The sequence below is a fragment of the Haloterrigena salina JCM 13891 genome, assembly GCF_000337495.1.
Lineage (GTDB): Archaea > Halobacteriota > Halobacteria > Halobacteriales > Natrialbaceae > Haloterrigena > Haloterrigena salina.
The window spans coordinates 14,783-38,993 of sequence record NZ_AOIS01000063.1; the positions used below are offsets into that span (position 1 = coordinate 14,783).

Genomic DNA, 24,211 nt, shown 5'->3' on the forward strand with positions numbered 1-24,211 from the left:
CCGAGCGCTCAGCTGCCCGTTCAGTAACTACTAGTGATATCTAATCGATTCGAAACGACGGACTCGCCGGATGCGCGACGCCTACGAGTCGCCGTCCTCGTCGACGATGACGACCTCGCCGTCGACGACGTCGACGTTGATCAGCGTCTTGACGTCGTGGCCGGCGTCCGCGGCCTTGTTCTCGCCGCCGACCTTCTTGATGACCGCGACCGTGTCGATGACCTCGGCGCCGATCTCGTCGAGGGCGTCGAGGACGGCCGCGAGCGTGCCGCCCGTCGAGAGGACGTCGTCGAGGACGAGCACCTTCTCGCCCTCGCGGACGTCGTTGATGTACATCTCGTTCTCCGAGTAGCCGGTCTGCTGGGAGATGGCGACCTCGTCGTCGAGGCCGTACTGGCGCTTCCGGATGACGGTCAGCGGGATGTCGGTCATCAGCGAGACCGCGGTCGAAATGTGGATCCCCATCGCCGCCGGCGTGACGATACGATCGACGTCCTCGAGCTCCGCCTTCCGAATGATTCGGATGACGATCTCCCGGAGCAGGCCGGGGTCGAGTTTCGGCACGCCGTCGCTGATCGGGTGGACGAAGTAGTGGTAACCGTTTTTCTCGATAATCGGCGCCTCGAGAAGCGACCGCTTCAACTGATCCATGTCGTGGGTCGGACGGTAGCGGAGTAAAAGTTGACGATCCGCTCGAGCCGTGTGTCGGACCCCCACCGCGGGTCGCCGCGCCGCCGGCGCGCCGGCGAGCGCTACTTATCTGTAACTGAGTTCGGGCGGCTGATCGCCGTGGCCGAGCCGCATGTTCCGCTCGTGGTAGATGTGGGCGACCGCCGCCAGCGTGACCGTCACGGCGATGATCCCGGCCCACGTCAGATTGGACAGGAGCGTCAGCGGATAGATCTCGAGCCACAGCGCGGCCACCAGCGCGGAACTGATCGCCCCCAGCGAGAGGTACAGTTCCCGCCAGGCGAACTCGCGGCCGGGGACGATCTCCAGGTAGACGCTGATGTCCCGCGTTCGGTCGGTCGCCTCGATGACGCCCGTCTCAGAGTCAAAGACGAGGATCCCGGACTTGTCCATCTTCGGGAGATGGGTCTGCTGGAGGGTCGTGTAGACGCGCTTTCGCTGTTCGGGCGTCACCTTCTCGGGGATCGTGTCGTACTCCCAGGCGGCGACCTGCTGGGCGAGGTCGCCGAGCGCGACGGGTCGACCGTCCTGTTTCAGGTACTGCAACACGTAGCGTCGCCGCTGGTTGCGCAGCACTTCGAAGATTTCGCCCTTCGAAAGCGGATCGCTCTCCTCGGTGTCCGCCGGTTCGTCAGTCACGTCCGTACCGTCGGTTTCGTCGGGCCGCCGGTGTTGTTGTTGGGGCACGTCGAATCACCTCGTGGTGCCAACCGGGTACCGCTCGGCGCCGTCGGGGGCGACGACGGCGTTCCATCCCGCACTCGAATCACCAATTGAGACTGTTCGCATAGCTGTTACGTCGTCGCACGAACGCCTCGTATATAATTCTCTTGCCCCGCTTTGCCCGGTTTCGTAAACGTCAATTCGGTTATAACGAGTTGTTTCCGACGACCGCCGCGATCGAGTCGGCGATTTCGCCGCCCAGTCCCGCCTTCGTTCCCTCGTAGCGGGCGGCGTCGGCGTCGTGGACCAGCAGCGCCGCGGTCCGATCCGATCCCATCACGCCCGCGTCGTTGGCGACGACGAAGGCCAGGCCCGCGCGCTCGAGCGTCTCGCGGGCCTTCTCGATCATCGCCGCCTCGTCGCCGGAGGTCTCGGTCTTGAAGCCGACGATCGGCAGGTCGGGTCGCGCCTCGCGGACCTCGTCGATGAGTTTCGGCGTCGGCTCGAGGTCGAGCGAGAGCTGCTGGCCGGAGCGGATCTTCTCGTCGCTGCCCTCGACGGTGTAGTCGCCGATCGCGGCCGCCGAAACCAGCGCGTCCGCGTCCGCACAGGCGTCGCGGGTCGCCGCGAGCATCTCGCTCGCGCTCTCGACGTGCCGGACGGCGGCGTAGGGGAGGTTCCCGTCGCCGTCGGTTTCCGACGGTCCGTCGCCGTCCCCGATCGGTCGCGGGCCGACGACGCCGTGGACCAGCGCCACGTCCGCGCCGCGAGCGTAGCAGGCCCTCGCGACCGCACGCCCCATCTTCCCCGACGATCGGTTCGTGATCACGCGCACGGGATCGATCGACTCGGCGGTCGCGCCGCTGGTGACGACGACGCGCTCGCCCTCGAGCGATCGCTCGCCGGCCGCGCGGGCCACGTCGCAGACGATCGCCTCCTCGCTGGCGATCTTGGCCTTCCCCTCCTCGAGGCGCGGATCGACGAAGTCGACGCCCCACTCGGCGACGGTGTCGATGGCCTCGAGGACGCCGGGGTGGTCGTACATCGGTTCGTGCATCGCGGGGGCGAGGACGACCGGCGTGTCGGCGCCGAGCGCGGTCGTCGCGCACGTGGTCACGGGCGTGTCGTCGACCGCGCTGGCGATCTTGCCGACCGTGTTCGCCGTCGCCGGGGCGATCAGGAACACGTCGGCCCAGCCGTCGTTACCGCAGAGCTCGACGTGCTCGACGCTGCCGGTGATCTCGGTGACGACCTCGTTGTCGGTGGCGAACTCCACGGCCCAGGGATGGATGATCCCCTGCGCACTGCCGGTCATGACGCCGCGCACCTCGGCCCCCTGTCGTCGCAACTCGTGGGCCAGTTCGACCGTCTTCACGGCCGCGATCGACCCCGTCACTCCGAGCGCGACGTTGACTCCCTCGAGCATTCGTCTGCTATTCTCTCTCGATGCGTGTTAAGCGTAGCGAGGCGGTTCCGGAGCTACGCTTCCGGGACGAGGTCGACCCGGTCGGCGAGCCACTCGAGGGCTCGATCGACGGTTTCGGAATCGGTACCGGTCACCTTCAAGCGGTTTCGCCGCTCCGTGTCCGGATAGCTGCCGATCGTCACGTCGAAGCGCTCGCGAGCGTCGGCGATCGCGTCGACGACCGATGCCTCCGGCTGTGGCGTGTAGACGGTCCTCGAGACGGCGTCGCCGCTAAATTCCCTGCCGACCCGCTCGAACAGCGCTTTCAGCTCTGCGGGCACGCCCGGGAAGGCGTACACGTTCTCGAGGACGCAGCCGGGACAGAGCCCCTCCGGATTGAGCAGCGGTCGGCTCCCGGCGGGCAGCGCCGCCCAGGCGTCGACGTCGAAGTCGAGTTCCTCGGGCGCGACCGACTCGGGATCGAGATCGCGGTACTCCGCGACGGTCTCGTGGACGTCTCGGCGGACGGACTCGTCGACGACGAGCTCGCGGTCGAACGCGTCCGCGAGGGAATCGGCGGTGACGTCGTCGTGAGTACCGCCGAGCCCGCCGGTCACGATCACGGCGTCGAGGGGGTCCGTCCACTCCCGAATCGTCGCCGCGATGCGGTCGCGGTCGTCGGGGAGAGTGAGAATCCGATCGACGGTCGCGCCGCTGTCGGTCAGGCGGCTCGCGAGCCACTTCGCGTTCGTATTCGCGATGTCGCCGGCGAGCACTTCGTCGCCGACGGTGAGAATGGCGACCTCCATCGAGTGAATCGATGCGGAGAACGGCAAAAAGGGTGGCGTCGCGGCGGTTCGCTACCGGTTGGATGGAGACAGCGGATTCGACACCTCGCTCGTGACGTACTCGTGGCGTTTGCCCCGTAGTCGCATCGCCGTCAGCGCCTTGTGCGTCGCCGGCTCGTCGAACAGTCCGCGTCCGTCGCGTCGCATTCTATCGGAACCACAGACTGTACCCACAAAGTGTTAGTCACTGTAATTGAAACTACGACCGATGCGGATACGTCAGCTTCAGTGGGGAGACCGCGGCATCTCGATCGTCATCGGGACGGTGCTGCTCGTCGGAATCGTGACCATAACGATGGCGATCCTCGCGACGGCGATCCTCGGTACCGATCTCATCGACCGGTCGCCGGAGGCCGATATCGTCTACGAAGAGGACCAGAACGGGACGGTACTGATCGCGTTGGCCGACGCTCGAGGCCTGTCCGCCGGGAACACCGAACTCCAACTACGGGGCGAGGGGAGTTGCGGCTCCTGGGACGGCGACGGGACGCTCGGAAAGGGATCGATCACGCTTCTCGAGGGCAGCGACTGTCCGGACTCGCTCGAGGAGGGCGACGTGATTCAGGTGATCGGCTCTGATACTCTCATCGACACCTATGAACTTCGGGGCCCGTTCGCTGATTTCGGCTGCGAAGCCTACGAAAGCGAACTGAAAAACGGCGATCCAATCATCATCGAGGACGGCGATACCGTTGCGTGTGACTTCACAGATGACGGGAGTCGACTTCCGAACGATATTCGCGTCAGAGACGGTGGCACGTTAATCGGAAATATCAACACGAGCGGAGTACTCGAAATCACGGACGCTACCGTTGATGGTAACGTAGACAGTCTAGACGGGTTCGACTTGAAGGTGGGTTCGGTCGTCGATGGAGATGTCACTGCTGATGTGAAAAACGTCTATCTCCGAGACGGTTCGGACGTCGAAGGGTCGATTGAGAGTCTAGATAGCGGGAAAGACGTCTACTTGGAAGTCGGATCCACGGAATCGAGCACTATCGGTGGGGACGTTATGAGCGAGCGGCACGTGATTATCAAGGACAGTAATACTGTCGAAGGAAACGTCATCGCCGACGACGAAGTACAGTTGAAGAAAAACGCCATCGTCGAGGGAGACGTGCTAGAGGGAGAGATCACGGAATGCGGAAGCGGTGCCGAAATCAACGGCGAGCCCTGCCACGAGCACGAGAACTACACCGGTAGCTAACTCGATTCGAAAGACTGCCGTTCACCGCTCGATGACCGAGGTCGCTATCGGCCGATCTCCTATAATACCCCGCGCATCACCGAGACCTTCGACTGACATATAGACCGGTTCCTCACGGTGTCGTGAGCCCGTGTAGCTGTCCACTTGTTTAGCCGGCTTACCGGACGATCTTCCGTTACCGGTCGGACTGAGACAACGGATTCGATACCTCGTTCGTAACGTACTCGTGGCGTTTGCCCCGTAGTCGCATCGCCGTCAGCGCCTTGTGCGTCGCCGGCTCGTCGAGCAGCGCGCGTTCGTCGCGCCGGATGCGATCCTCCGGAACGTCCCCGTCGGCGCGAAGTTCCGCGAACGCTCGCTCGCACTGCTCGCGGATCCGCGTCCAGCACGCGCGCTCGTCGACCGCGAGTTCGTAGTCGACCGTCGCGACGAGCTCGGCGAGGTGGTTCTGGAAGAGCGCGTAGTACAGCTTCCGGTGTAGGGCCGCCTCGCCGTCGGCCGCGAGGTCCGAATCCGGATACGGCTCGAGCGAGAGTCCGCGGGCCTCGAGCCGTCGGCCGTGAACCCGAATGCCGCCGAGGTCCCGGACCAGCGTCGCCGTCGGGGACGCGTCCGCGGCGTCGAAGACGACCAGGCTGTTCTGGAGGTGGCTCTCCAGAGCGATCCCGTACGCCGAGGAGAGCCGCAACTGGTCGGGGACGACGACCGCGGCGTAGCGCTCGAGGAACTCGAGGGCGGCGTCCGCGGGGTCCGAACGACCGCGCGCCGTCGCGTACTGTTCGATCAGGTCGCAGACGAGCGGGCGGCCGGAGGCCGGCGAGTCGGCGACGAGGCTCGAGGCGACGACCGGTATCATGTCGTCCGGACTGTTCCGGACGAGCGGGTGCGCTTCGGGATTCGTTCGCAGCAGTCCCGACAGGTGCCGAGCGTCGTCGTACGCCTCGCCGCACGGATGGGGGCCGCCGGGCGCGTGGTAGCAGGTCGCCGCGGGTTCGGCCAGCAGCCCCAGCGACTCGACGGGCTCTCGCTCCGCGATCGTCGAAACGATGTCGGTAACTCGCGGCCCGTTAGCCACGGCCTGGGGCGACAGCGTCCGCACGACGTTGGTCGTCTGGACGGGGATCGCCAGTTTGAGGTGGGGTAGCGGGCCATCGACGTGATCCGTTCGGTCGGTGTCGTACGGAACGATCGTGCGGAGATTCAGCTGCGGCGTCGCCGGGTGTGCGTAGTCGGGAATCGGAACGACGCGACCGTCGTCGATTCGGTCGGCGTAGCGGTCCGGAATCGTCCGGTGATACTGGAGGGGGTGGACGGGAACGACGGCGTACGCGTCGGGGTCGCGGCCCGTCGGCAGCGCTCGCTCGAGGGCGCCCTCGAGGCCGTCGAACGTCGCGAACAGCCGATCGGTCAGGCGTTCTCCGGCCTCGGCGACGCTTCGCTCGCCGCCATCCGATCGGTCGCCGACGCTCGTCTCGAGGGCGTACTCGCGGTCGATCGCGACGACCCGGAGATCGATCCGGTCGGTGAACTCGGGCGCGTAGGCCAGCCCCTCCGCCGGGGTCATTCCACGTCGGATCTTGCCGCTCGGATGGAATGGGTGGCCGTCAGTGACGATCCGCTCGAACGCGGCGGCGTCGTCGGCCGCCGGAACGCCGTCCGCGACGGCCTCGAGCGGCGCTCGGTCCGCACTGGCGTCGCGAACGACGGTCCGCGCGTGAGCGTCGCCGGCCAGTCGCGCGAGCGCGAGGTTAGCGACGCTCTCGGCCACCTCACCGCGGATCCGCTCGGCCTGCTCGGCGTCGCTGAACGCCCCCTCGCACTCGAGGAGCGGAACGAGGTCCGCGGGGTGAGTCAGTTCCGCGAGGGTCCCCTCGGTCCATCGATAGAGCGCTCCGACCGGTCGGAACCGGTCGTAGCCGTGTCGCCGCGCGATCGGGACGAACAGAACGGTCCCGGAGTCGGAACACGGAACGACGGCGAGTCGACGACAGGATTCGGGAACCGCCGCGACGACGTCATCGACGACCGATTCGAGAGGGTCGCCTCCGAGCATCGAACCCGCCGCCGAAATTCGGTCCGCGTCCGCCGAGACCGTCTCGAGGTCGACGAACCGAGCCGCGGGAAACCCGGCCAGATCGCCGCGGAGTATTCCGCGAGCGAATCGATGGCAGATCTCGCGTCGGGCGCCCTCGAGAGCCTCGAGGTAGGCGTCCCCGGCCGGTCGCGAGAGGTCGTGCGTCCGAGCGTATCTGGCGGCGGCGCCGACGGTCGCCCGTTCGGCCGCCGTGCGGAGAGTGGGGTAGTCGCGATCCCCGCGATTCGTCCCGGTCATAGTAGAGCCACGACGAACCGGTCCTTCCACGCGCCCCGCTGTTAACTCACCGGGTGGCGATACACTGGTCGCGACCGCGTTGCCGTCCGATCGCCGTCAGTCCTCGCCGTCGTCGACGCTCGGGTGCATCGTCGGCTGTTCGTCGAGCGGTTCGGCGAAGGCCTCGTGCATCGTCTCGCGGGCCCGCTCGTCGCGCTCGAGTCGTTCCTCGTCGTCGATCTCCTCGCAGCCCGGCGGCACGTCGCGGTCGCGGCCGGTGAAGTAGCCCTCGGGCGTGACCCAGTCCTGGTAGAAGGCGACGTCGGCGTCGTAGATGACCGCGAGGGCGACTTTCGCTCCGTGGCCGGCCGCGACGACGGCCTGATGGGGTTCGTCGGCGATTCGGCCCGCGGCGTAGACGCCGTCGACGGCCGTCCGTCCGCCCTCGTCGACGCTCACGAAGTGCTTGTTGCCCCGTTGCATCCGCCCGACGTCCAGCGGCTCGAGGTAGTCGCTGTTCGGCCACGAGGCCGCGATCACCCGCCGCGCCTCGAGGGGGTCGCCGCCCTCGGTCTCGAGGACGAACCCGTCCTCGAGTTCGCCTTCGGTGACCGGTTCGGCGTGGGTCACGTGCCCGAGTTCGAATTCGGCACCCGCGTTCCGCGCCTGGTCGCGGCTCAGTTGCAGGTATCGGCGGGCGTCGACGCCGTCCGGGAAACCAGGGTAGTTCTCGAGGCTGGCGTTTCGCGCGAGGATGGATTCGCCCCCGTCGATGACGAGGGTGTCCAGACCCGCTCGAGCGGTGAAGATCGACGCGGCGAGGCCGGCGACGCCGCCGCCGACGATACAGACGTCTCGCATGGGGATCCGTTGCCCGGCGGCGGTATAGAAGGTTGCCGTCTCGGGTTCGGAGCGGGACGAAGACGGAGCGAAAACGAGTTCCCGAACCGCGGGACCGTCGGGCGACCGTCAGTCGTCGGCCACGCCGGGCCCGCTGCTGGCGCCGACGTCCGGCGTCTGCAGCACCGTCACGTCGGTGTCTCGGCCGAGCGGCTCGAGGCGGACGCTCGAGATCTTGTACTCGGGGATGCCGGCCTGCGGGTCGAACGTCTCCTGGGTGAGTTTGTTGACTGCGCCGGCCGCGAAGTGCATCGGGATGAACAGCGTCCCGTCACCGACGCGGTCGGTGACCTGCGCCTTGACGACGATCTCGCCACGGCGAGACTCGACCCGAACGTACTCGCCGTCGGCGACGCCGAGTTCGTCGGCCGTCGAGGGGTTGATCTCGACGAAGCTCTCGCCGACGTGGCTCATCAGGCCCTCGACGCGGCGGGTGATCTGGCCGGTGTGCCAGTGGTAGAGCACCCGGCCGGAGGTGAGCGTGAGCGGGTAATCCTCGTCGGGGAGTTCCCCGGGGTGGCCCCCGTCGGCGGGGACGAACCGCGCCTTGCCGTCGGGGAAGTTGAACTCGCCCTCCTCGTAGTCGTAGAGGTACGGCGTTCCGGGGTGGTCCTCGTCGGGGACCGGCCACTGGAGGCCGTGCTCGTCGCCCTCCTCGAGTCGCTCGTAGCTGACCCCGCCGTAGATTGGCGTGAGGTCGCTGATCTCGTCCATGATCTCGCGCGGGTGGTCGTAGTTCCACCCGTAGCCGAGGCGGCGCGCCAGTGCCTGCGTTATCTGCCAGTCCTGGCGGGCCTCGCCCGGCGGCTCCGCCGTGGGGCGGACCCGCTGGATCCGGCGCTCGGTGTTGGTGAACGTGCCGTGTTTCTCCGGCGAGGTTGCCGCCGGCAGGATCACGTCGGCGTGCTCGGCGGTCTCGGTCATGAAGATGTCCTGGACGACGAGGAACTCGAGGTCCGCGAGCGCCTCGCCGGCGTGTTCGACGTCGGGTTCGGAAAGCGCCGGGTTCTCGCCGACGACGTACAGTCCCTCGAGGTTGCCCTCGTGGGCCTCCGCGAGCATCTCGGGCACCGTGAGGCCGGGCTCCTCGGGCGGTCGCTCGCCCCACTCCGCTTCGAACTTCTCGGCGACGTCCTCGTCGGACGGGTCCTGGTAGCCGGGCAGGCTGCCGGGGAGCGTCCCCATGTCGCCGCCGCCGCCCTGGACGTTGTTCTGGCCGCGGAACGGCGAGAGGCCGGCGCCGGGCTTCCCTAACTGGCCGAGCACCAGCGCGAGGTCGGCCATCGCGAGCAGGTTCTCGGTGCCGGTGCTCTGCTGGGTCATGCCCATCGCCCAGCCGAAGACGACCGAGTCGGCCTCGGCGAGGGTCTCGGCGGCCTCGGCGAGGTCGTCCGGCGAGACGCCGGCCAGTTCCTCGACCTTTTCGGGGGTGAAGGCCTGGACCTTCTCCTTCAGTTCCTCGAAGTTCTTCGTGTTGCGTTCGATGAACGCCTCGTCGTGGAGGTCGTGCTCGATGGTGTAGCGGATGAGCCCGTTGAGCCACGTCACGTCGTAGCCGGGGTTGGTCCGCACGTAGTGGTCGGCGTGTTCGGCGATGTCGACCTTTCGCGGGTCGAAGACGACGAGGTCGGAGCCCTCTCGGACGTTCTGCTTGATCCGCGTCGCGAGAACGGGGTGGGACTCCGTGGTGTTCGAGCCGCTGATGAGGTAGGCGTCGGCCTCACCGACGTCCTCGTTGATGCGGTTGGTCATCGCGCCGAAGCCGACCGTCTGCTGGAGCGCCGCGACCGTCGAGGAGTGACAGAGCCGTGCGCAGTTGTCGATATTCTTCGTCCCCAGCACCTGTCGGGCGAACTTCTGGACGAGGTAGGCCTCCTCGTTGCTGCCCTTCGAGGAGGCGAGACAGCCGACCGCGTCGATACCGCGCTCGTCCTGGATGTCGGTCAGCCGCTCGGCGACCAGATCGAGGGCCTCGTCCCAGGAAGCCTCCTCGAGTTCGCCGTCGTCGTTACGGATCAGCGGACTGGTCAGCCGGTTCTCGCTGTTGGCGAACTCGTGGCCGAACTTGCCCTTCACGCAGGTCGAGAAGTCGTTGGCGGGGGCGTCCGCGGGGTCGTCGACCGGTTCGACGCCGAGCGTGTCGCCGTCCTCGCCCCACATCTCGAACCGACAGCCGACGGCGCAGAAGCCGCAGGTCGTCTCTTCTTTTTCGATCTTGTCGAGCTGGTGGTTGCCGACCGCCTCGGCGATATCGAACATGTACCGCTCGGGGAGCACGTTCGCGGCGATCCCTTCGGCGGTGTGTTCGGCCGCGAGGAACGCCTGCCTCCCGTACTCGCTGGCGGCGTCGGCGGCCTTCTCCTTGGCTCGCTCCATGAACCCGGCGATACCGCGCTTCTCGTTGTTCATGGTCGCAGTGGTGCCAACCGAGACGTCGCCCCCGGGATTCGGCGACCGGTTCGGCGCGGTCGTGTCGTCGAGCGTCTCGGCGTCCTCGCCGTCGAGGACCGTCCCGATCGAGTTGCGCTGGGTGAACCCGGGAAGCGGAAGCGTTGCAGCGCCACCGATGCCCTTCTCGGTCAGCGCGCCGGTCGGACAGACCGTCGCGCAGTGCCCGCAAGAGACGCACTCGGAGTCGGCCATCGTCTCGGCGTCGGACTGGAAGCCGATGCGGGTGTCCTCGCCGTGGCCCTCGATGCGGAGGACGCCCTCGACCTGCACGTCGTTACAGCCCTCGACGCAGCGGTTACAGAGGATGCACTTGTTGCGGTCGATCTGGATGAACGACGAGGTGTCGTCGAGGGGTTCGTACTGATTGCGGTCGTCGAAGACGCCGTACCGCGGGTGGTCGACGCCCTCGCTGATCGCCGTCGCCTGCAGTTCGCAGCGGCCGTTGCCGTTGCAGGTCGTACAGCGGAGGTTGTGGTTCGAGAGCAGCAGGTCGAGGTTGACGCTGCGGCTCTCTTCGGCGTCTGGGGTGTCCGTCTCCACGGTGAGCCCGTCCTCGGCCGGGAACGAGCAGGACGGGACGAGCCCGTGCTCGTCGGTCTCGACCATGCAGGTCCGACACTCGCTGCGCGGCCCGATCTCGTCGCCGCAGTCGCTGTCGCGGTCGTAGTGACAGAGCGCGGGGACGTCGGTGTCGTCTTCGTCGTCGATGCCGTCGACGCCGGAGCCGACGCTGACGACGTCGTCGTCGACGGCCTCCATCGCGTCGATGACCGTCGAGCCCGGCGGGACGGTCACCCGCTCGCCGTCGACCGTTACGGTCGTCGGCTCGTCACCGCGGGTGCCGGCCTCGGGGTCGTTCGCGGTCCCGGTCTCGAACTCGGCCGTGACCGGCGTCTCCGCTCGCGGGTCGCTGAGATCCGGAACGCCCGGAAGCGCCTCGTTCGCGTCCGTGTCTGTGTTCGCGTCGGTGTTCAGGTTCGTACTCATAGGTTCTCGGTGCAGGTGCCGCTCGGACAGCGGCCGTCAGTGTGCGCGCGGAACTCCGGTTCGAACGCGTCCATCGCCGTGAGCACCGGCCGCGGCGCGCGGGCGCCGATCCGGCAGTTGCTCGTCCGCGACATGACGCGTCCGAGCTCGCGGATCGCGTCGCTCTCGAGCGAGTCGTCGTAGACGGCCCGCAGGAGTTCCGTCAGCTGTTTCGTTCCCTCGCGGCCGGGGACGCACCGGCCGCTGTTCTCGGCGGCGGCGAACCGCGCCCGCTCGCCGGCGGTCGCGACTGCACACCGCTGGTCGTTCAGCAGTTCGATCGCGCCCTCCGTCCCGAGGTCGGCCGCGGTCAGCGCGTCGGCCGTCGCGGGCACGTCCAGCGACTCGGTGAGTCCGCCGAGGACGCCGCCGACGCAGGCCATCTTGAACGAGCCCTCCAGGTCGACGGCCTCGCGAGCCGCCCCGAGGGCGTCCTCGGGCCCGAGTTCGACGGTCGCCGGCGACGCCACGTCGCCGGTGACGGTGAACAGGCGGGTCCCGGGGTCGCGGCCGGTCTCGTCGGCGGTGGACGCGCCGTCCGTCTCGTCCGTCAGCAGTCGCCGAACCTGCAGCACCGTCCGGACGGAGTGGATCGCCGTCGGGCGGCCGTACAACCCGTGGACCGCCGGCGACGGCGGCTGCCGCCGCGGTTCGATTCGGTCGTTGCCCTCGAGGGCCTCGAGTGCCGCGGTCGGCGCGCCGGCGCGGTACTCGTCCGGGCCGGCGACCAGCTGCGGCACGACGGGAAGCACGTCGGCCGCCGCGTCGATGGCGGCCGTCAGGTGGCGGTGGAGGTCGGGGTCGGTCTCGTCGACGAACAGCACCGCGTCCTCGGCGCCGACGTGTTCGGCGATCGACGCGAGTCCGTCGAGGACAGCGATCGGCGCGGCCGCGAGCAGCGTCCGATCGACGCGCTGGCGGTCGTCGGCGTCGTTGGCGTTGACGACGACGATCGGGTCGCCGTCGGTCTCGCGGACCGTCGCCCACGTCTCGCCGACGTCCTCGTTCGCCGCTGCATCGCCGCGACCGCGGCCGAGCAGTCCGGCGTCGGCGACGCCCCCCGCGTCCCGGTCGGTCGAGACGAGGTCGTAGTCCTCGGGGACCAGCGGATTCACCCACCCGCACGGACCGAGGACATCGCGGCGGCCGACGGACAGCGGGCCGCGCTCGGGGGCGGGAAGCGACCTCGTTTCCGGGTCGTGTTCGACGACCGCGGTGGCGTCGTCGGGCAGGAGGTCGCCGTCCTCGAGGGCGGCGACGACGTCCGCGACCGTCGATCGGTCCGGATCGGGGTGGAACGCCGTCCGGCCGTCGACGGTAGCGAGCACCAGCGGCTCGACCGCATCGATTCCGGTCGGTCCGGTCCGGACGACCGGAACGGCGTCGGCTGTGCTACGGGCCGTCTCGTACGCGGTCTCGCGGTCGGCGGTCGGGTCGGTCGCGACCCGGAGAACCGTCGATCGCTCGACCGCGCGCGTATCAGTCATCGGTACCATTTCTCGTTCGAGTCATTTCAGTTTCCGTATTCGTGAAGACCGCGACGCGGCCGCGACGGCCGCGTCTACGGTGGTATCGCAGCGATCGTATCGGGGTAGCTCGCGATTCCGTTCGTCACCGCTCGACGGACGAGGCCGTCTCCGTTCGGACCCCGCGTCGCTCGCGGCGTCAGTCCATCGACGGCTGTGCGGCGCTCCCCTCCGTTTGTTCCGCTTTGATGCTCTCGATATCGAAACGCAGGAGCGCCATGCAGCCGAGGCCGACGAGGAGCGTGGCGGCGACGATATAGAACGACAGCGAGTAGCTCCCGGTCTGCTCGACGATCTTGGAGACGAGCGTCGGTCCGGCGACGCCGGCGAGCGCCCACGCGGTGAGCGAGTAGCCGTGAATCGCGCCGAGCTCCTTCGTTCCGAACAGGTCGCCCAGATACGCGGGGAGGCAGGCGAAGCCGCCGCCGTAGCAGGTGACGATGGCGAACATGAACGCGGCGAAGATCCAGACGTTGGAGATGTTCGGCATCAGCGCGAACGCCACGATCTGAATGGCGAAGAACCCCGCGTAGGTCGTCGTCCGACCGAGGTAGTCCGAGACGCTCGCCCAGCCGATACGGCCGGCGCCGTTGAACACGCCGATGACGCCGACGATGGAGGCGGCCAGCGCGGCCGACGCGCCGGTGATCTCCTGGGTCATGTTCGAGGCGACCGACAGGAGCATGATCCCGGCGGAGATGTTGATGAACAGCGCCGTCCAGACGAGCCAGAACCGCTTGGTCTTGATCGCTTCGTTGGCCGTGAGCTGTGCCAGGTCGCTCGAGACGGTGACGCCCTTGCTGTTGGTGTCCTCGAGTTCGTCGGGATCCATCCCTTCGGGGACCCAGTTAGCGGGCGGTTTGGCGAGGTAGTTCGCACCGAGGGCCATCGCGAGGAAGTAGCCCGTCCCGAGAACGTAGAAGTTCATCGGGATGGAAAGGGACGTCATCAGCCCCTGTGCGACCGGGCCGGTGATGAGCGCGCCGGCACCGAAGCCCATGACCGCCATCCCGGTGGCCATGCCGCGGCGATCCGGGAACCACTCGACAAGCGTCGAGACGGGGGAAATGTAGCCGAGACCGAGTCCGGCACCGCCGAGGACGCCGTAGGTCGCGAGGAAACCGACGTAGCTCCCGACCTGAATCGAGACGCCGGCGAGGATCGTCCCCCCGCCGAACAACACCGCCGCGGTGAGTCCGGATAGCCGCGGACCGTACTTCTCGACGTACTTGCCGAGGAACGCCGCCGAGATACCGAGGACGAAGATGGCGACGGTAAAGGCGAAGGTGACGTCGGAGATGCTCCACCCGTGGAGTTCCTGGAGCGGATTCTGATAGACACTGTACGCGTATATCGAACCGATCGACAGGTGGATCGCAACGGCGGAGAGCGCGATCATCCATCGATTCTTCTCTGTGTCTGCCCCTGACATACACCACCGTAATACGACGGGTCATTTTTATCAGTTTATAACTGGTGGGCCTAAACGATTAGATTATCACAGGTATAAACGCTAATTAAACTATCTAGCATTCATCGTCGGAGAATACTGTCTCTCGGTTTTCAATTACGGCCGGGTATCAGCCGCACCGAGCGACCGCGCGGAGTCGCCCGCGATACTCACGTTCGCCGCTCGGACCGACGCCGCTCGAGTCGCGGGCCGCGGACCGTTCCGATTTAGTCCCTCGAGAACGGCGTCCGTGATATGACGAACCCCCAGTTCGAGGAAGTCAAGACGGAAGCGGCCGCAGCGATCACGGGCGACGAGGCGGAGCTCCGTTCGGTGTACGCCGGTCTCGTCCACGAGGACGGGCGCCACGAGTACTACTTCGGCAACGACACCGAGGAGGCGTCCGAACTCCGCGAGGCCGCGGCGATCCAGCTGGGGATGCTGACCCGCGTCCTCGCCGACCGCTCCGACAGCTCCGTCGACGAGATCGCGGAACTCGCCGCCGAGCGCGCCGAGGAAATGGAACTGCGGTGAGCCGGCGCGGACGGCGTCGCGACGCCTCGGCGTGACGATCGTGACACGGAGTAGACACCGACGAAGGCGGTGATAACGCTTTTTCCGATCCGCGACGTTCCGTGTCGTAGTGACTCCCGATACGCCGGACCGTCTCCTCCGCGTCGACCTCTCGACGAGAACGGTCGAGAGCGTTCCCGTCCCGGAGGCGTGGCTCCGTCGATACGTCGGCGGGAAGGGGCTGGGCGCCCGGTACCTCTACGAGGAACTCGAGGCCGGCGTCGATCCGCTCGGTCCGTCGAACGCCCTGCTCTTCATGCTCGGGCCGCTCTCGGGACGCCTGCCCGGCGAGTCGCGGTACGCCGCCGTCACGAAGTCGCCGCTGACCGGCGGGTTCCTCGACTCCTACGCGGGCGGCTCGTTCCCGGACGCGCTCGTCGGCGCGCTCGGGCCCAACGCGGGGCTGCTCGTCACCGGCCAAGCGGACGAACCCGTCCGCGTCGTCGTCGAGGACGGCGCGGCGACCGTCGAACCGACCGACGCGTGGGGCGAGGACACCATCGAAACGGCGGCGGCTCATCCCGACGCGGCGGTGGCCTGCATCGGCCCGGCGGGCGAACGGGAGGTCGCCTACGCGACGATCGCCTCCGACGAGGGCGACCACCACGCGGGCCGAGGCGGCGCCGGTGCCGTGATGGGATCGAAGCGCCTGAAGGCCGTCGTCGCGAGGGGCGAACCGCCCGCCCTCGAAGACGAGCGCCTGACGGCCCTGCGCGAGGCCTTCGCCGAGCGGTACCGCGACGACGAGACCGGCCGCTGGCTGCGAGCGAGCGAGACGGTCGAGAGCGTCGACTTCGCCAACGAGGTCGGCGCACTCTCGACCCGCGGCTGGGCGGACGGCCGATTCGAGGACGCCGACGCGATCGGCGTCGGCGCGGTCAGGGAGCGGGCGACCGGACGGGAGAACGAGAGCGCGGACGCCGACACCGACGACCCGGGCGGCTTCCGCGTCGAGACCGACGAGGGCGACTACGTCCCGCGCGGGGCCGCGTCGATGTCGCTGGGGGCCGGCCTCGGTATTAACGAGTTCGACGCCGTCGCACAACTGGGCCAGACCTGCGACCGGCTCGGGGTGGACCTCATCAGCGCCGGCAGCGCCGTCGCGTGGACGATCAAGGCCGCCGACGCGGCCCTGCTCGAGCGCTCGCTCGACTTCGGCGACCCCGACGGCGCCCGGCGGCTGCTCGAGGAGATCGCCGCGCGGGAGACGCCGCTGGGCGACGCGCTCGCCGACGGAGTCGACGCGGCCGCCGAGCGGTTCGGCGGGGACGACCTCGTCCCGACAGTCAAGGCGATGGCGCTGCCGGCGTACGATCCCCGCGGCGCACAGAGCATGGCGCTGGCATACGCGACCAGCGACCGGGGGGCCTGTCACCGACGGGCCCGGCCGATCGAGCGCGAGGTGTTCGACGGGGAGTGGAGCCCCGACCGCACGGCCGAGACCGTCGTCGCCGAGCAGGACCGGCGGTCGATCCTGTGGTGTCTCATCGTCGATGACTTCGTCGGCGAGGCGTTCGACGACCTCGGGGCGGCGTGGCTCGACGCCGTCGGGCTGGAGCCGCTGGGCGACCTCGCGACCGTCGGCGAGCGGGTCTGGAACCTGACGCGGCTGTTCAACGTCCGGGAGGGCGTGACTCGCTCCGACGACGTGCTGCCGTCGCCGCTTCGAGAGCCCCTCGAGTCCGGACCCAACGCCGGGGAGGCCGTCGACCGCGAGCGGTTCGAGGCGACCCTCGACCGGTACTACCGGAAGCGCGGCTGGGGTCCCGACGGGCGACCGACTCGAGCGACCGTCGAGCGACTGGACCTCGCCGAAGCGGTCGACAACGACTCGCTGCTCGCGTCCTCGACGTCGTCCGTTCCCGAAGAGTAACGCGGACGGAGACGTCCGATCCCGAGCGACCGCGACCCACGACCCGCGATCGCCGACTCGACGCCAAGGGTAATCCTTACTTTCGGACCCATCGTAGCGCCGCCGTGGACAGAATTCTCCTCAGTACGCTCGCCTATCGCCCGCCCGAGGCGGTCTTTCCGTACGTGCGGTCGTTCACCGACTACCCGCGGTACACGGAACACCTCAAGGAGGTTCGCGTTCACGGCGACGGCGACGTCGGTTCGATCTACGACCTGAAACTGGCGTGGTGGAAGCTCAGCTACACCGCCCGCTCGGAGGTCGTCGCCATCGACGCGCCGTCGTCGCTCGAGTGGCGGCTGACCAACGACATCGACGCCCGCGGGGAGTGGCGCGTCGAAGCGGAGCCCGAATCGGCTCCCGACGGCGAGGAGACTGCGAGTCGGATCTACTTCGAAGCGGTCTACGACCCGCACTCGGCCGACGAGAACACGCTCTCGCTCCCCCGGTTCGTCTCGCTGGACTGGGTCGTCAAGAAGGTCGAGCCGAAACTCCTCGGCGAGGCGCGAGAGGTCGTCGAACGGCTCGTCGCGGACATCGAGGGCCGATCTCGGGATGTCGAACTGACGGTTCACGAGATGCCCTGATCGGCGAGGCAGCCGGGTGACGGGTTTCGGCCCGATAATTCGGTTTCGGCCCGGATTCTCACGGACGTCGGCCGACGCTCCGACGACCGATGAGCACCAGGAACAGGACGAACGCGACGACCGTCGTGCACGCGAGCAGCGTCCACGCGTCCTCGTAGCCGCGAGCGTCGACGAGGTAGCCGAACGCCGGCGGCGCGACAAGCGCGCCCGAATTGAGCGCGAGTTGTCCGCCCGCCGTGGCGCTTCCGATCCCGTCGGTCGGCACGATCGAGCCGATACACGAGTAGTAGACGCCGGTGAAACCGAGGATGAACGCGCCGAGCAACGCGAACAGTCCCAGGACGACGAGCGGCGGTTCGACGAACGGGATCACCGCGAAGAGGATCGCCGAGACGCCGGCCTGAATCGCCAGGAGCACCAGCGTCGAGCGCGTCAGCGATCCGAACCAGTTGTCGGCGATCCAGCCGAATCCGATGCGGCCGACGCTCCCGCTGGCCTGGGCGGCAGCGAGGGTCGCCCCGGCGAAGACCGAACTCGCGCCGACGACGTCGGTCACGTAGAGGAGCGTGTAGCCGACCGTGGTGAACAGCCCGGCGCCGAGGAAGAACCCCGCGGCGACGAGCAGCACGTACTCCGGATCCCCGACGTGCGTCCGGAGGGACGTCCCGGACTCGTCGGCGTCGCCGGTTCCGGCGTCGTAGCAGACGCGGAAGGCGACGGTAACGACGGCCGCGACCGCGCCGGCCCCGAGAAACGCGACTTCCCAGCCGACGCGACTGGCGCTGAGCGGCACCAGTAGCGAGCTGAGGCCGCTCCCGGCGGTCACGCCCATCTGTTTGATTCCCATCGAGACGTTGAGCCGCTCGGCGGGGATCGCGTTGAAAACGGCCTTGTTCGTCCCGGGGATCGCCGTCGCGTAGAAGGCCCCGAGGACGGCGACGGCGCCCAGCAGAAGGGGATACGTCGAAGCGGCGGTTACGAGGACGGTCGTCGCGCCGAGGCCGGTCAGGCCGACGACCAGCACTCGAGCCTCGCCGTACCGGTCGATGAGGCGGCCGACGGGCGCGACGCAGACCGTGTAACCGAGCATCAGCGCAGTCAACAGGAACCCGATCCGGGTCGTCGAAACGCCGAACTGCGCGCGAACGAACGGCGTGACCGCGTAGACGGCGTAGAAACAGCCGCTCGCGGCGACCTGCCAGACGAGGATGAGGGCGGTGTACCCCTTCCAGCTCCGCGGCTGTAGATCGAGGGCGGCGCCCGGCGCGGACTCGGTCGGCCCGTTCATCGGTTCGTCCCTGTCTCCGTCCGTTCGGCGTCGTTTCGGTCGGAGCGGATACGCAGCGCTCTCCGCTCGAGCGCCGCGTTCGATCCGCGGTCGTTGCTCCTGTAGTGCCGTCGCGCCGACGCGACGGGCGTCGGTTGCTGCGTGTCGATCATCGATCGTGACGGGGAGTTCGTGTGGCTCGTCGGTCTCGAGGCTCGGTCGGCTGTGCGAGCGATTTCGCACCCGGTTCCACCGAATCCGGTCGCAAGAGCGTCCAACGACGGGCGCCCCTCTCGCGGCGCCGCGCGGTCGGACTCACCACAGCGTGTGCGGCCAGACGAAGGTAAACAGGAACCAGATGAGTCCGGTCAGCACCGCAGTCATGATGGCGTTCAGGATGAGTCCCGTTCGCAGCATGTGGCGCTGCTCGATGTAGCCGCTCCCGAACACGATGGCGTTCGGCGGCGTCGCGACCGGGAGCGCGAACGCGAAGCTCGCGGCGATCGTGCCGGCCACGGCGAGGAACAGCGACGTCGAGAAGTCGGTGAGGCCGAGGGTCGCCGAGAAGACGCTCCCGAGACTGATCAGGATGGGGACGATGATGCTCGTCGTCGCGGCGTTAGACGTCATCTCGGTCAGGAAGATGACCAGCAGGACGACCACGGCGATGATGAGGACGATGGGCGACCCGACGAGCCCCCCGAAGACCGTTTCAGCGATCCACTCCGTCGCGCCGGTGTCCGCGAGGGCGTTGGCCAGCGAGATGCCGCCGCCGAACAGCAACAGCGTCCCCCAGTCGATATCGACCAGTTCGTCCCACTCCATCGTGTCGGCCAGCACGAGCGCGGGCACCGCGGCGACGCCGACCACCACATAGTACAGCAGCCCCTGGTGGCCGTCGACGCCGAAGACCGTCGCTCCCTCGCCGCCGAACAGCGACGTCATCCAGACGCTCGAGAGGTACGGCTCGAAGAATTCGCCGAGACCGCCGATCATCCAGAGGCCGGCCGTCGCGGCGAAGATCGCGGCGACTCGCTTGCCGCGCGTACTGAGTTTTCCCTCCGCAGCGAGTTGCTCCCTGGCGTTCGCTCGGGCCTCGGTGACGTCCGGAACCTCAGGCGGGTAGAGGACGTAGGTGAGGAGGAACCAGACCAGCGGCAGCGTCACGACGACGATCGGGAAGCCGACGAGGAACCAGTCGGCGAAGCCGACTTCGTAGTCCAGGACGGCGTTCAGTTGGCCGACGAGGATCGCGTTCGGCGGCGTGCCGATGATGGTGCCGACGCCGCCGACGCTCGCCGCGTAAGCGGTCCCCAGCAGCATCGAAATCTGGATGTTCGTGAACTCGACCGGCGTCGATTCGACGGTCCCGCCGTCGGCGGCCGTTTCGCTCGGCTGGTCGTCGGGGACCGGATCGTCGACCGAGGCGAGATCGTCGCGATCGAGCACCTGCGTGAGGACGCCGACCGCGATCGGCGTCATCATCGCCGTCGTCGCGGTGTTCGAGACCCACATCGACAACGTGGCGGTCACGACCATGATCGCGAGGATCAGCCGCCGCGGCGAACTCCCCATCTTGGCGATGGTGTACAGCGCGATCCGCCGGTCGATGTTGTACTTCTGGATCGCGTTCGCGAGCATGAAGCCCGCCAGAAACAGAAAGATGATGTGATCGGCGAACCCCGATAGCGCGACGTCCATGTCGTCGTAGACGCCGGTGCCGGTCAGCAACAACGGGATCGTCAACGCGGTAACCGCCAGCGGGAAGGTGCCCGTCACCCAGAGGAAGCCCGCGAAGAACATCGTCGCGAGCGCGTACTGGCCCGCCATCGAGAGGCCGGTCGGAGACGGTGCGGCCGCGATGGCGATCGTTCCGACAACTGCGATGAGGAATTTGACGATCCGCTTGTTAGACTGGCTCATTCGACCGTGTATCATTGATACAGTCGATCATTATCATTATCGTCCTTAAGTCTTGTCATGAGGTCACATCCTACGAAGCGCCGCCGAACGGCCGCTAAAAGTGACGAACGATCGCGCGGATCTGGTCTTCGGTGAGCTCCTCGCTGTAGAGTTCGAGGAGCGTTTGCCGGCGGGATCGGGAGAGGGACCGATTCCCGTTCTCGAGCATCGAGATGTGGGCCTGCATGAGCTCGGGAACCTCCCGCTCGACCGCCCGCTGCTCGTAGCCGGCCGCCACTCGAAGCAACCGCCAGCCGAGGGGAGAGATCCGGTCCAGGTCCAGATCCGGAACGTCAGAAGATGTCATACGTAGTCCGAACGAGGAATACCAAAAGGCTCTGTTGAAATCGTTCGATTCTCGCCACTGTCTTTCCGCCCGACACAGACTGGTAGAAAAAACCGCGGCTGTCGGCGGCCGATCGAGACCGTCTCAGTCGCAGTCTCGATCGCGGCAGCGGCCTCGGAGTCCATCTCAGAGGGTGTAGTCCTCATCGCCGTCCTCGCTCGAGAGGAACGCCTCGAGGAGGTCGATCGTCGCCGCGACGTCGTCGACGTGGGCGGCCTCGGTCGGCGTGTGGAGGTATCGCGTCGGAATCGAGATCGCGCCGACGGGTTTGGCGCCATTCGAGAGCTGGAAGCCGGCCGTGTCGGTGCCGCCGGCGGGGAGGATCTCGCGCTGGTAGTCGATCTCCGCCTCGTCGGCGACCGACTGGAGCCGCTCGTGGACCTTCGGATTCGTGATGACGCTCCCGTCCTTGAGCTTGATCGCCGCGCCGTCGCCGAGTTCGGTGACGCGGTCGCCGGCCTCGAAGCCGGGGATGTCGTTGGCGACGGTGACGTCGAGCGCGAGCGCCAGATCGGGGTCGACGTCGACGCCCAGCGCGCGGGCGCCCCGCAGGCCGACCTCCTCCTGGACGGTCGCACAGAAGTGGATCGTCACGTCGGGATCCTCGAGCCGGCCGGCCGCCTCGAGCATCGCGAACAGACAGATCCGGTCGTCTAAGGCCTTGCCGGTGACCGTCTCGCCGACGCGCTCGGTCGTCTGGTCCATCGTCACGAGGTCGCCGGGCGAGACCCGCTCCTCGAGGTCCTCGTAGGGGAGGCCGACGTCCACGACGACGTCCTCGACCTCGGGAGTCTTCTCGCGGTCCTCGTCGCTCAAGGTGTGTGGCGGCGGCGAGCCGATGACTCCCGGCAGGTCGCCGTCGTCGGTGTGGATCGTCACCCGCTGGGCCTTGAGGACGCGTGCGTCCCAGCCGCCCAGCGCGTCGAGTTCGACGAAGCCGAAGCCCTCGTTGTCGCCCTTCAGGTGACGAACCATGAAGCCGATCTCGTCCATGTGCGCGGCGACTGCGACGGAGTAGTCGGAATCGCCCTCGAGCGTTCCCACGACGTTCCCCATCGCGTCGGTTCGGATCCGGTCGACGCGCTCCTCGAACGCGTCGACGACGAGATCGCGAACGCGGTCCTCGTAGCCTGGGACGCCACTCGTCTCGGTCAGCTCCGCGAGAAACTCGAAATCGAACGGAACGGATGCCATGACCGATCTTGTGATGGGTTCGACTATAAACCCGCGGATGGAGAGCCCTCGGCGAGTTCGGCGGGCGAATTCGTAGGACGGCTCGATCGCGGGCCACGCGCGTGAATCGCTCGCGACGGCTGGGGGTTTCCATATTAACCGCGGGGTATTAACGCGGTGGTCCGCTAGACGTGTGTATATGAGTGACGTACGTGTCGCAGGTGTCGGCCTGACCCCGTTCGGAAACGCGCCCGAGCGGACCAGCCGGGACCTCTTCGCGGAAGCGAGTATCACGGCGTTCGAGGACAGCGGCGTCCCTCGAGACGACGTGGACGCCCTCCTCTACGGTAACTTCATGGGCGAACTGTCCGAACACCAGGGCCATCACGGGCCCCTCATGGCCGAGGCCGCGGGCGTGCGGGCGCCGGCGACCCGCTACGAGTCCGCCTGCGCCTCGAGCGGCACGGCCGTCCGGGACGCGGTCATGCGCATCCGCAACGGCGAGGACGACGTGATCCTCGTCGGCGGCGCCGAGCGGATGACCAACCTCGGCACCGCGGGCGCGACCGAGGCGCTCGCGATCGCCGCCGACGACCTCTGGGAGGTCCGCGCCGGGATGACCTTCCCCGGCGCCTACGCGCTGATGGCCCAGGCTTACTTCGACGAGTACGGCGGCGAACACGAGGATCTCGCCCACGTCGCCGTCAAGAACCACGAGAACGCCCTGAACAACGAGAAGGCCCAGTACCAGAGCGCGATCGAGGTCAGCGACGTCCTCGAGGCCCCGCAGGTCTCCAGCCCGCTGGGACTGTACGACTCCTGTCCGATCTCCGACGGCGCGGCCGCCGTGGTCCTCACGAGCGAGGAGTACGCCGAAGAACACGGTCTCGAGGCGCCGGTTTCGATCAGCGGCACCGGGCAGGGCGGCGACCGGATGGCCCTCCACGATCGCGAGTACCTCGCGCGCTCGCCCGCGGCCCGCGAGGCGAGCGACGAAGCGTACGCCGACGCCGGCGTCGACCCCGCGGACGTCGACTTCGCGGAGGTCCACGACTGCTTCACGATCGCCGAAGTGCTCGCGATCGAGTCGCTCGATCTGTTCCCGATCGGCGAGGGGGTCTCGGCGGCCCGAGACGGCCGAACGACCGCCGACGGCGAGACGCCCATCAACCTCTCGGGCGGGCTGAAGGCGAAGGGCCACCCGGTCGGCGCAACCGGCGCCTCCCAGATCGCCGAGGTCACGAAACTGCTCTCCGGAAAACACCCCAACAGCGAGTTCGTCGAGGGCGCGACGACCGGCGTCGCCCACAACGCGGGCGGCACCGTCGCGAGTGCGACCGTTCACGTCCTGGAGGTGAGCGAGTAATGAGCGACTCCGAAACCCGAGACGCCGGCTTCGACGAGTGGCTCGACGCCGCCGAGGAGGACCGAGCGTACTACCTCGCGTGTCCGAACGACCACGGCTCCCTGCCGCCCCGTCGGGTCTGTCCCGACTGCGGCGCGACCGAACTCGAGGACCTCGAGTTACCCGACAGCGGCGAAATCCAGACGTTCACCGTCACGCACGTCCCGACGCCGGCCTTCGAGGAGGACGCCCCCTATGCGACGGCCATCGCGAACTTCGGACCCGTGCGCATTACGGGACAGGTCGTCGGCATCGACCCCGCGGACGTCGAGACCGGACTCGAGGTCGAGATCGAGGTCACGGTGTCGGAGACGACGGGGGAGCGCGTGCTCGGGTTCAGCCCGGTATAGCGGATCGAATCGCGGTTTGTGGCGCCGTTCGCTCCGCCTTCGCAGACGCGGTTCGCAGACGATTTTCTCGGACGCGTTTCTCAGTCCGAGACACTCTCTCGACCATCTGTGCGACGCACTCGGATCGATCGTCGCGTCGCTCCTGACGGACGGAGTCTC

20 protein-coding genes are annotated in these 24,211 nt (G+C 67.7%); 6 read left to right on the plus strand and 14 right to left on the minus strand.

All coding sequences use genetic code 11. The features are described 5' to 3' along the window. Positions 1-81: 81 nt before the first annotated feature. From hpt to C477_RS24790, 5 genes are all read right to left on the minus strand, one after another. Positions 82-651 (minus strand): hypoxanthine/guanine phosphoribosyltransferase, encoded by a 570-nt coding sequence (gene hpt / locus C477_RS19455; RefSeq protein WP_008896267.1) that lies wholly within the window; start codon positions 649-651, stop codon positions 82-84. A 105-nt stretch (positions 652-756) separates the two neighbouring features. Continuing rightward, a complete protein-coding gene (locus C477_RS19460; protein ID WP_049914708.1) occupies positions 757-1,329 on the minus strand; it encodes a DUF7344 domain-containing protein in 573 nt (190 codons plus the stop codon). 229 nt (positions 1,330-1,558) lie between these two features. Further along, complete coding sequence (gene coaBC / locus C477_RS19465; RefSeq protein ID WP_008896269.1) at positions 1,559-2,779, minus strand: bifunctional phosphopantothenoylcysteine decarboxylase/phosphopantothenate--cysteine ligase CoaBC; 1,221 nt, start codon at positions 2,777-2,779, stop codon at positions 1,559-1,561. Between the two features lie 53 nt (positions 2,780-2,832). After that, positions 2,833-3,567 (minus strand): competence/damage-inducible protein A, encoded by a 735-nt coding sequence (locus tag C477_RS19470; RefSeq protein WP_008896270.1) that lies wholly within the window; start codon positions 3,565-3,567, stop codon positions 2,833-2,835. Between the two features lie 51 nt (positions 3,568-3,618). Next, positions 3,619-3,753, minus strand: a complete 135-nt coding sequence (locus tag C477_RS24790) for a hypothetical protein (RefSeq protein WP_008896271.1) — start codon at positions 3,751-3,753, stop codon at positions 3,619-3,621. A 61-nt stretch (positions 3,754-3,814) separates the two neighbouring features. Here C477_RS24790 and C477_RS19475 point away from each other — a divergent pair, with 61 nt between their 5' ends. Next, positions 3,815-4,813, plus strand: coding sequence for a type IV pilin (locus tag C477_RS19475; RefSeq protein WP_008896272.1), 999 nt, complete (start codon positions 3,815-3,817; stop codon positions 4,811-4,813). A gap of 175 nt (positions 4,814-4,988) precedes the next feature. On the opposite strand, the gene C477_RS19480 is transcribed toward C477_RS19475, so the two are convergent. From C477_RS19480 to C477_RS19500, 5 genes are all read right to left on the minus strand, one after another. Next, positions 4,989-7,145, minus strand: a complete 2,157-nt coding sequence (locus C477_RS19480; RefSeq protein WP_008896273.1) for an IucA/IucC family protein — start codon at positions 7,143-7,145, stop codon at positions 4,989-4,991. Positions 7,146-7,241: 96 nt separating this feature from the next. After that, positions 7,242-7,985 (minus strand): NAD(P)/FAD-dependent oxidoreductase, encoded by a 744-nt coding sequence (locus tag C477_RS19485; protein ID WP_008896274.1) that lies wholly within the window; start codon positions 7,983-7,985, stop codon positions 7,242-7,244. 108 nt (positions 7,986-8,093) lie between these two features. Then, the gene (gene fdhF / locus C477_RS19490; RefSeq protein WP_008896275.1) at positions 8,094-11,462 is read right to left on the minus strand and encodes a formate dehydrogenase subunit alpha; all 3,369 of its coding nucleotides are present in this window, start codon (positions 11,460-11,462) and stop codon (positions 8,094-8,096) included. Then, positions 11,459-12,988, minus strand: coding sequence for an NADH-ubiquinone oxidoreductase-F iron-sulfur binding region domain-containing protein (locus C477_RS19495; RefSeq protein ID WP_008896276.1), 1,530 nt, complete (start codon positions 12,986-12,988; stop codon positions 11,459-11,461). The genes fdhF and C477_RS19495 overlap by 4 nt, the downstream gene beginning before the upstream one ends. Before the next feature lie 178 nt (positions 12,989-13,166). Then, a complete protein-coding gene (locus C477_RS19500) occupies positions 13,167-14,459 on the minus strand; it encodes an L-lactate MFS transporter (protein ID WP_049914694.1) in 1,293 nt (430 codons plus the stop codon). A 273-nt stretch (positions 14,460-14,732) separates the two neighbouring features. Here C477_RS19500 and C477_RS19505 point away from each other — a divergent pair, with 273 nt between their 5' ends. The 3 genes from C477_RS19505 to C477_RS19515 all read left to right on the plus strand — a co-directional run bounded on the left by C477_RS19505 (position 14,733) and on the right by C477_RS19515 (position 17,549). Beyond that, positions 14,733-15,011, plus strand: a complete 279-nt coding sequence (locus C477_RS19505) for a hypothetical protein (protein WP_008896278.1) — start codon at positions 14,733-14,735, stop codon at positions 15,009-15,011. A 109-nt stretch (positions 15,012-15,120) separates the two neighbouring features. Next, positions 15,121-16,923 (plus strand): aldehyde ferredoxin oxidoreductase family protein, encoded by a 1,803-nt coding sequence (locus tag C477_RS19510; protein ID WP_008896279.1) that lies wholly within the window; start codon positions 15,121-15,123, stop codon positions 16,921-16,923. Positions 16,924-17,027: 104 nt separating this feature from the next. Beyond that, positions 17,028-17,549, plus strand: a complete 522-nt coding sequence (locus C477_RS19515; RefSeq protein WP_008896280.1) for an SRPBCC family protein — start codon at positions 17,028-17,030, stop codon at positions 17,547-17,549. A gap of 58 nt (positions 17,550-17,607) precedes the next feature. Here C477_RS19515 and C477_RS19520 read toward each other — a convergent pair whose 3' ends face one another. The 4 genes from C477_RS19520 to C477_RS19535 all read right to left on the minus strand — a co-directional run bounded on the left by C477_RS19520 (position 17,608) and on the right by C477_RS19535 (position 22,318). Further along, entirely contained in the window at positions 17,608-18,837 is a 1,230-nt protein-coding gene (locus C477_RS19520) for an MFS transporter (protein ID WP_049914709.1), read from the minus strand. 294 nt (positions 18,838-19,131) lie between these two features. Then, the gene (locus tag C477_RS19525; protein WP_008896282.1) at positions 19,132-20,754 is read right to left on the minus strand and encodes an SLC13 family permease; all 1,623 of its coding nucleotides are present in this window, start codon (positions 20,752-20,754) and stop codon (positions 19,132-19,134) included. 79 nt (positions 20,755-20,833) lie between these two features. After that, the gene (locus tag C477_RS19530) at positions 20,834-21,085 is read right to left on the minus strand and encodes a hypothetical protein (RefSeq protein WP_008896283.1); all 252 of its coding nucleotides are present in this window, start codon (positions 21,083-21,085) and stop codon (positions 20,834-20,836) included. A 165-nt stretch (positions 21,086-21,250) separates the two neighbouring features. Beyond that, positions 21,251-22,318, minus strand: coding sequence for a M42 family metallopeptidase (locus C477_RS19535; RefSeq protein ID WP_008896284.1), 1,068 nt, complete (start codon positions 22,316-22,318; stop codon positions 21,251-21,253). A 178-nt stretch (positions 22,319-22,496) separates the two neighbouring features. Between C477_RS19535 and C477_RS19540 the strand changes: the two genes are divergently transcribed. After that, positions 22,497-23,663: a thiolase domain-containing protein gene (locus tag C477_RS19540; protein WP_008896285.1), complete on the plus strand. Its 1,167-nt coding sequence runs from the start codon at positions 22,497-22,499 to the stop codon at positions 23,661-23,663. After that, positions 23,663-24,052: a Zn-ribbon domain-containing OB-fold protein gene (locus C477_RS19545; protein ID WP_008896286.1), complete on the plus strand. Its 390-nt coding sequence runs from the start codon at positions 23,663-23,665 to the stop codon at positions 24,050-24,052. Before C477_RS19540 ends, C477_RS19545 begins: the two co-directional genes overlap by 1 nt. Positions 24,053-24,211 lie beyond the last annotated feature (159 nt).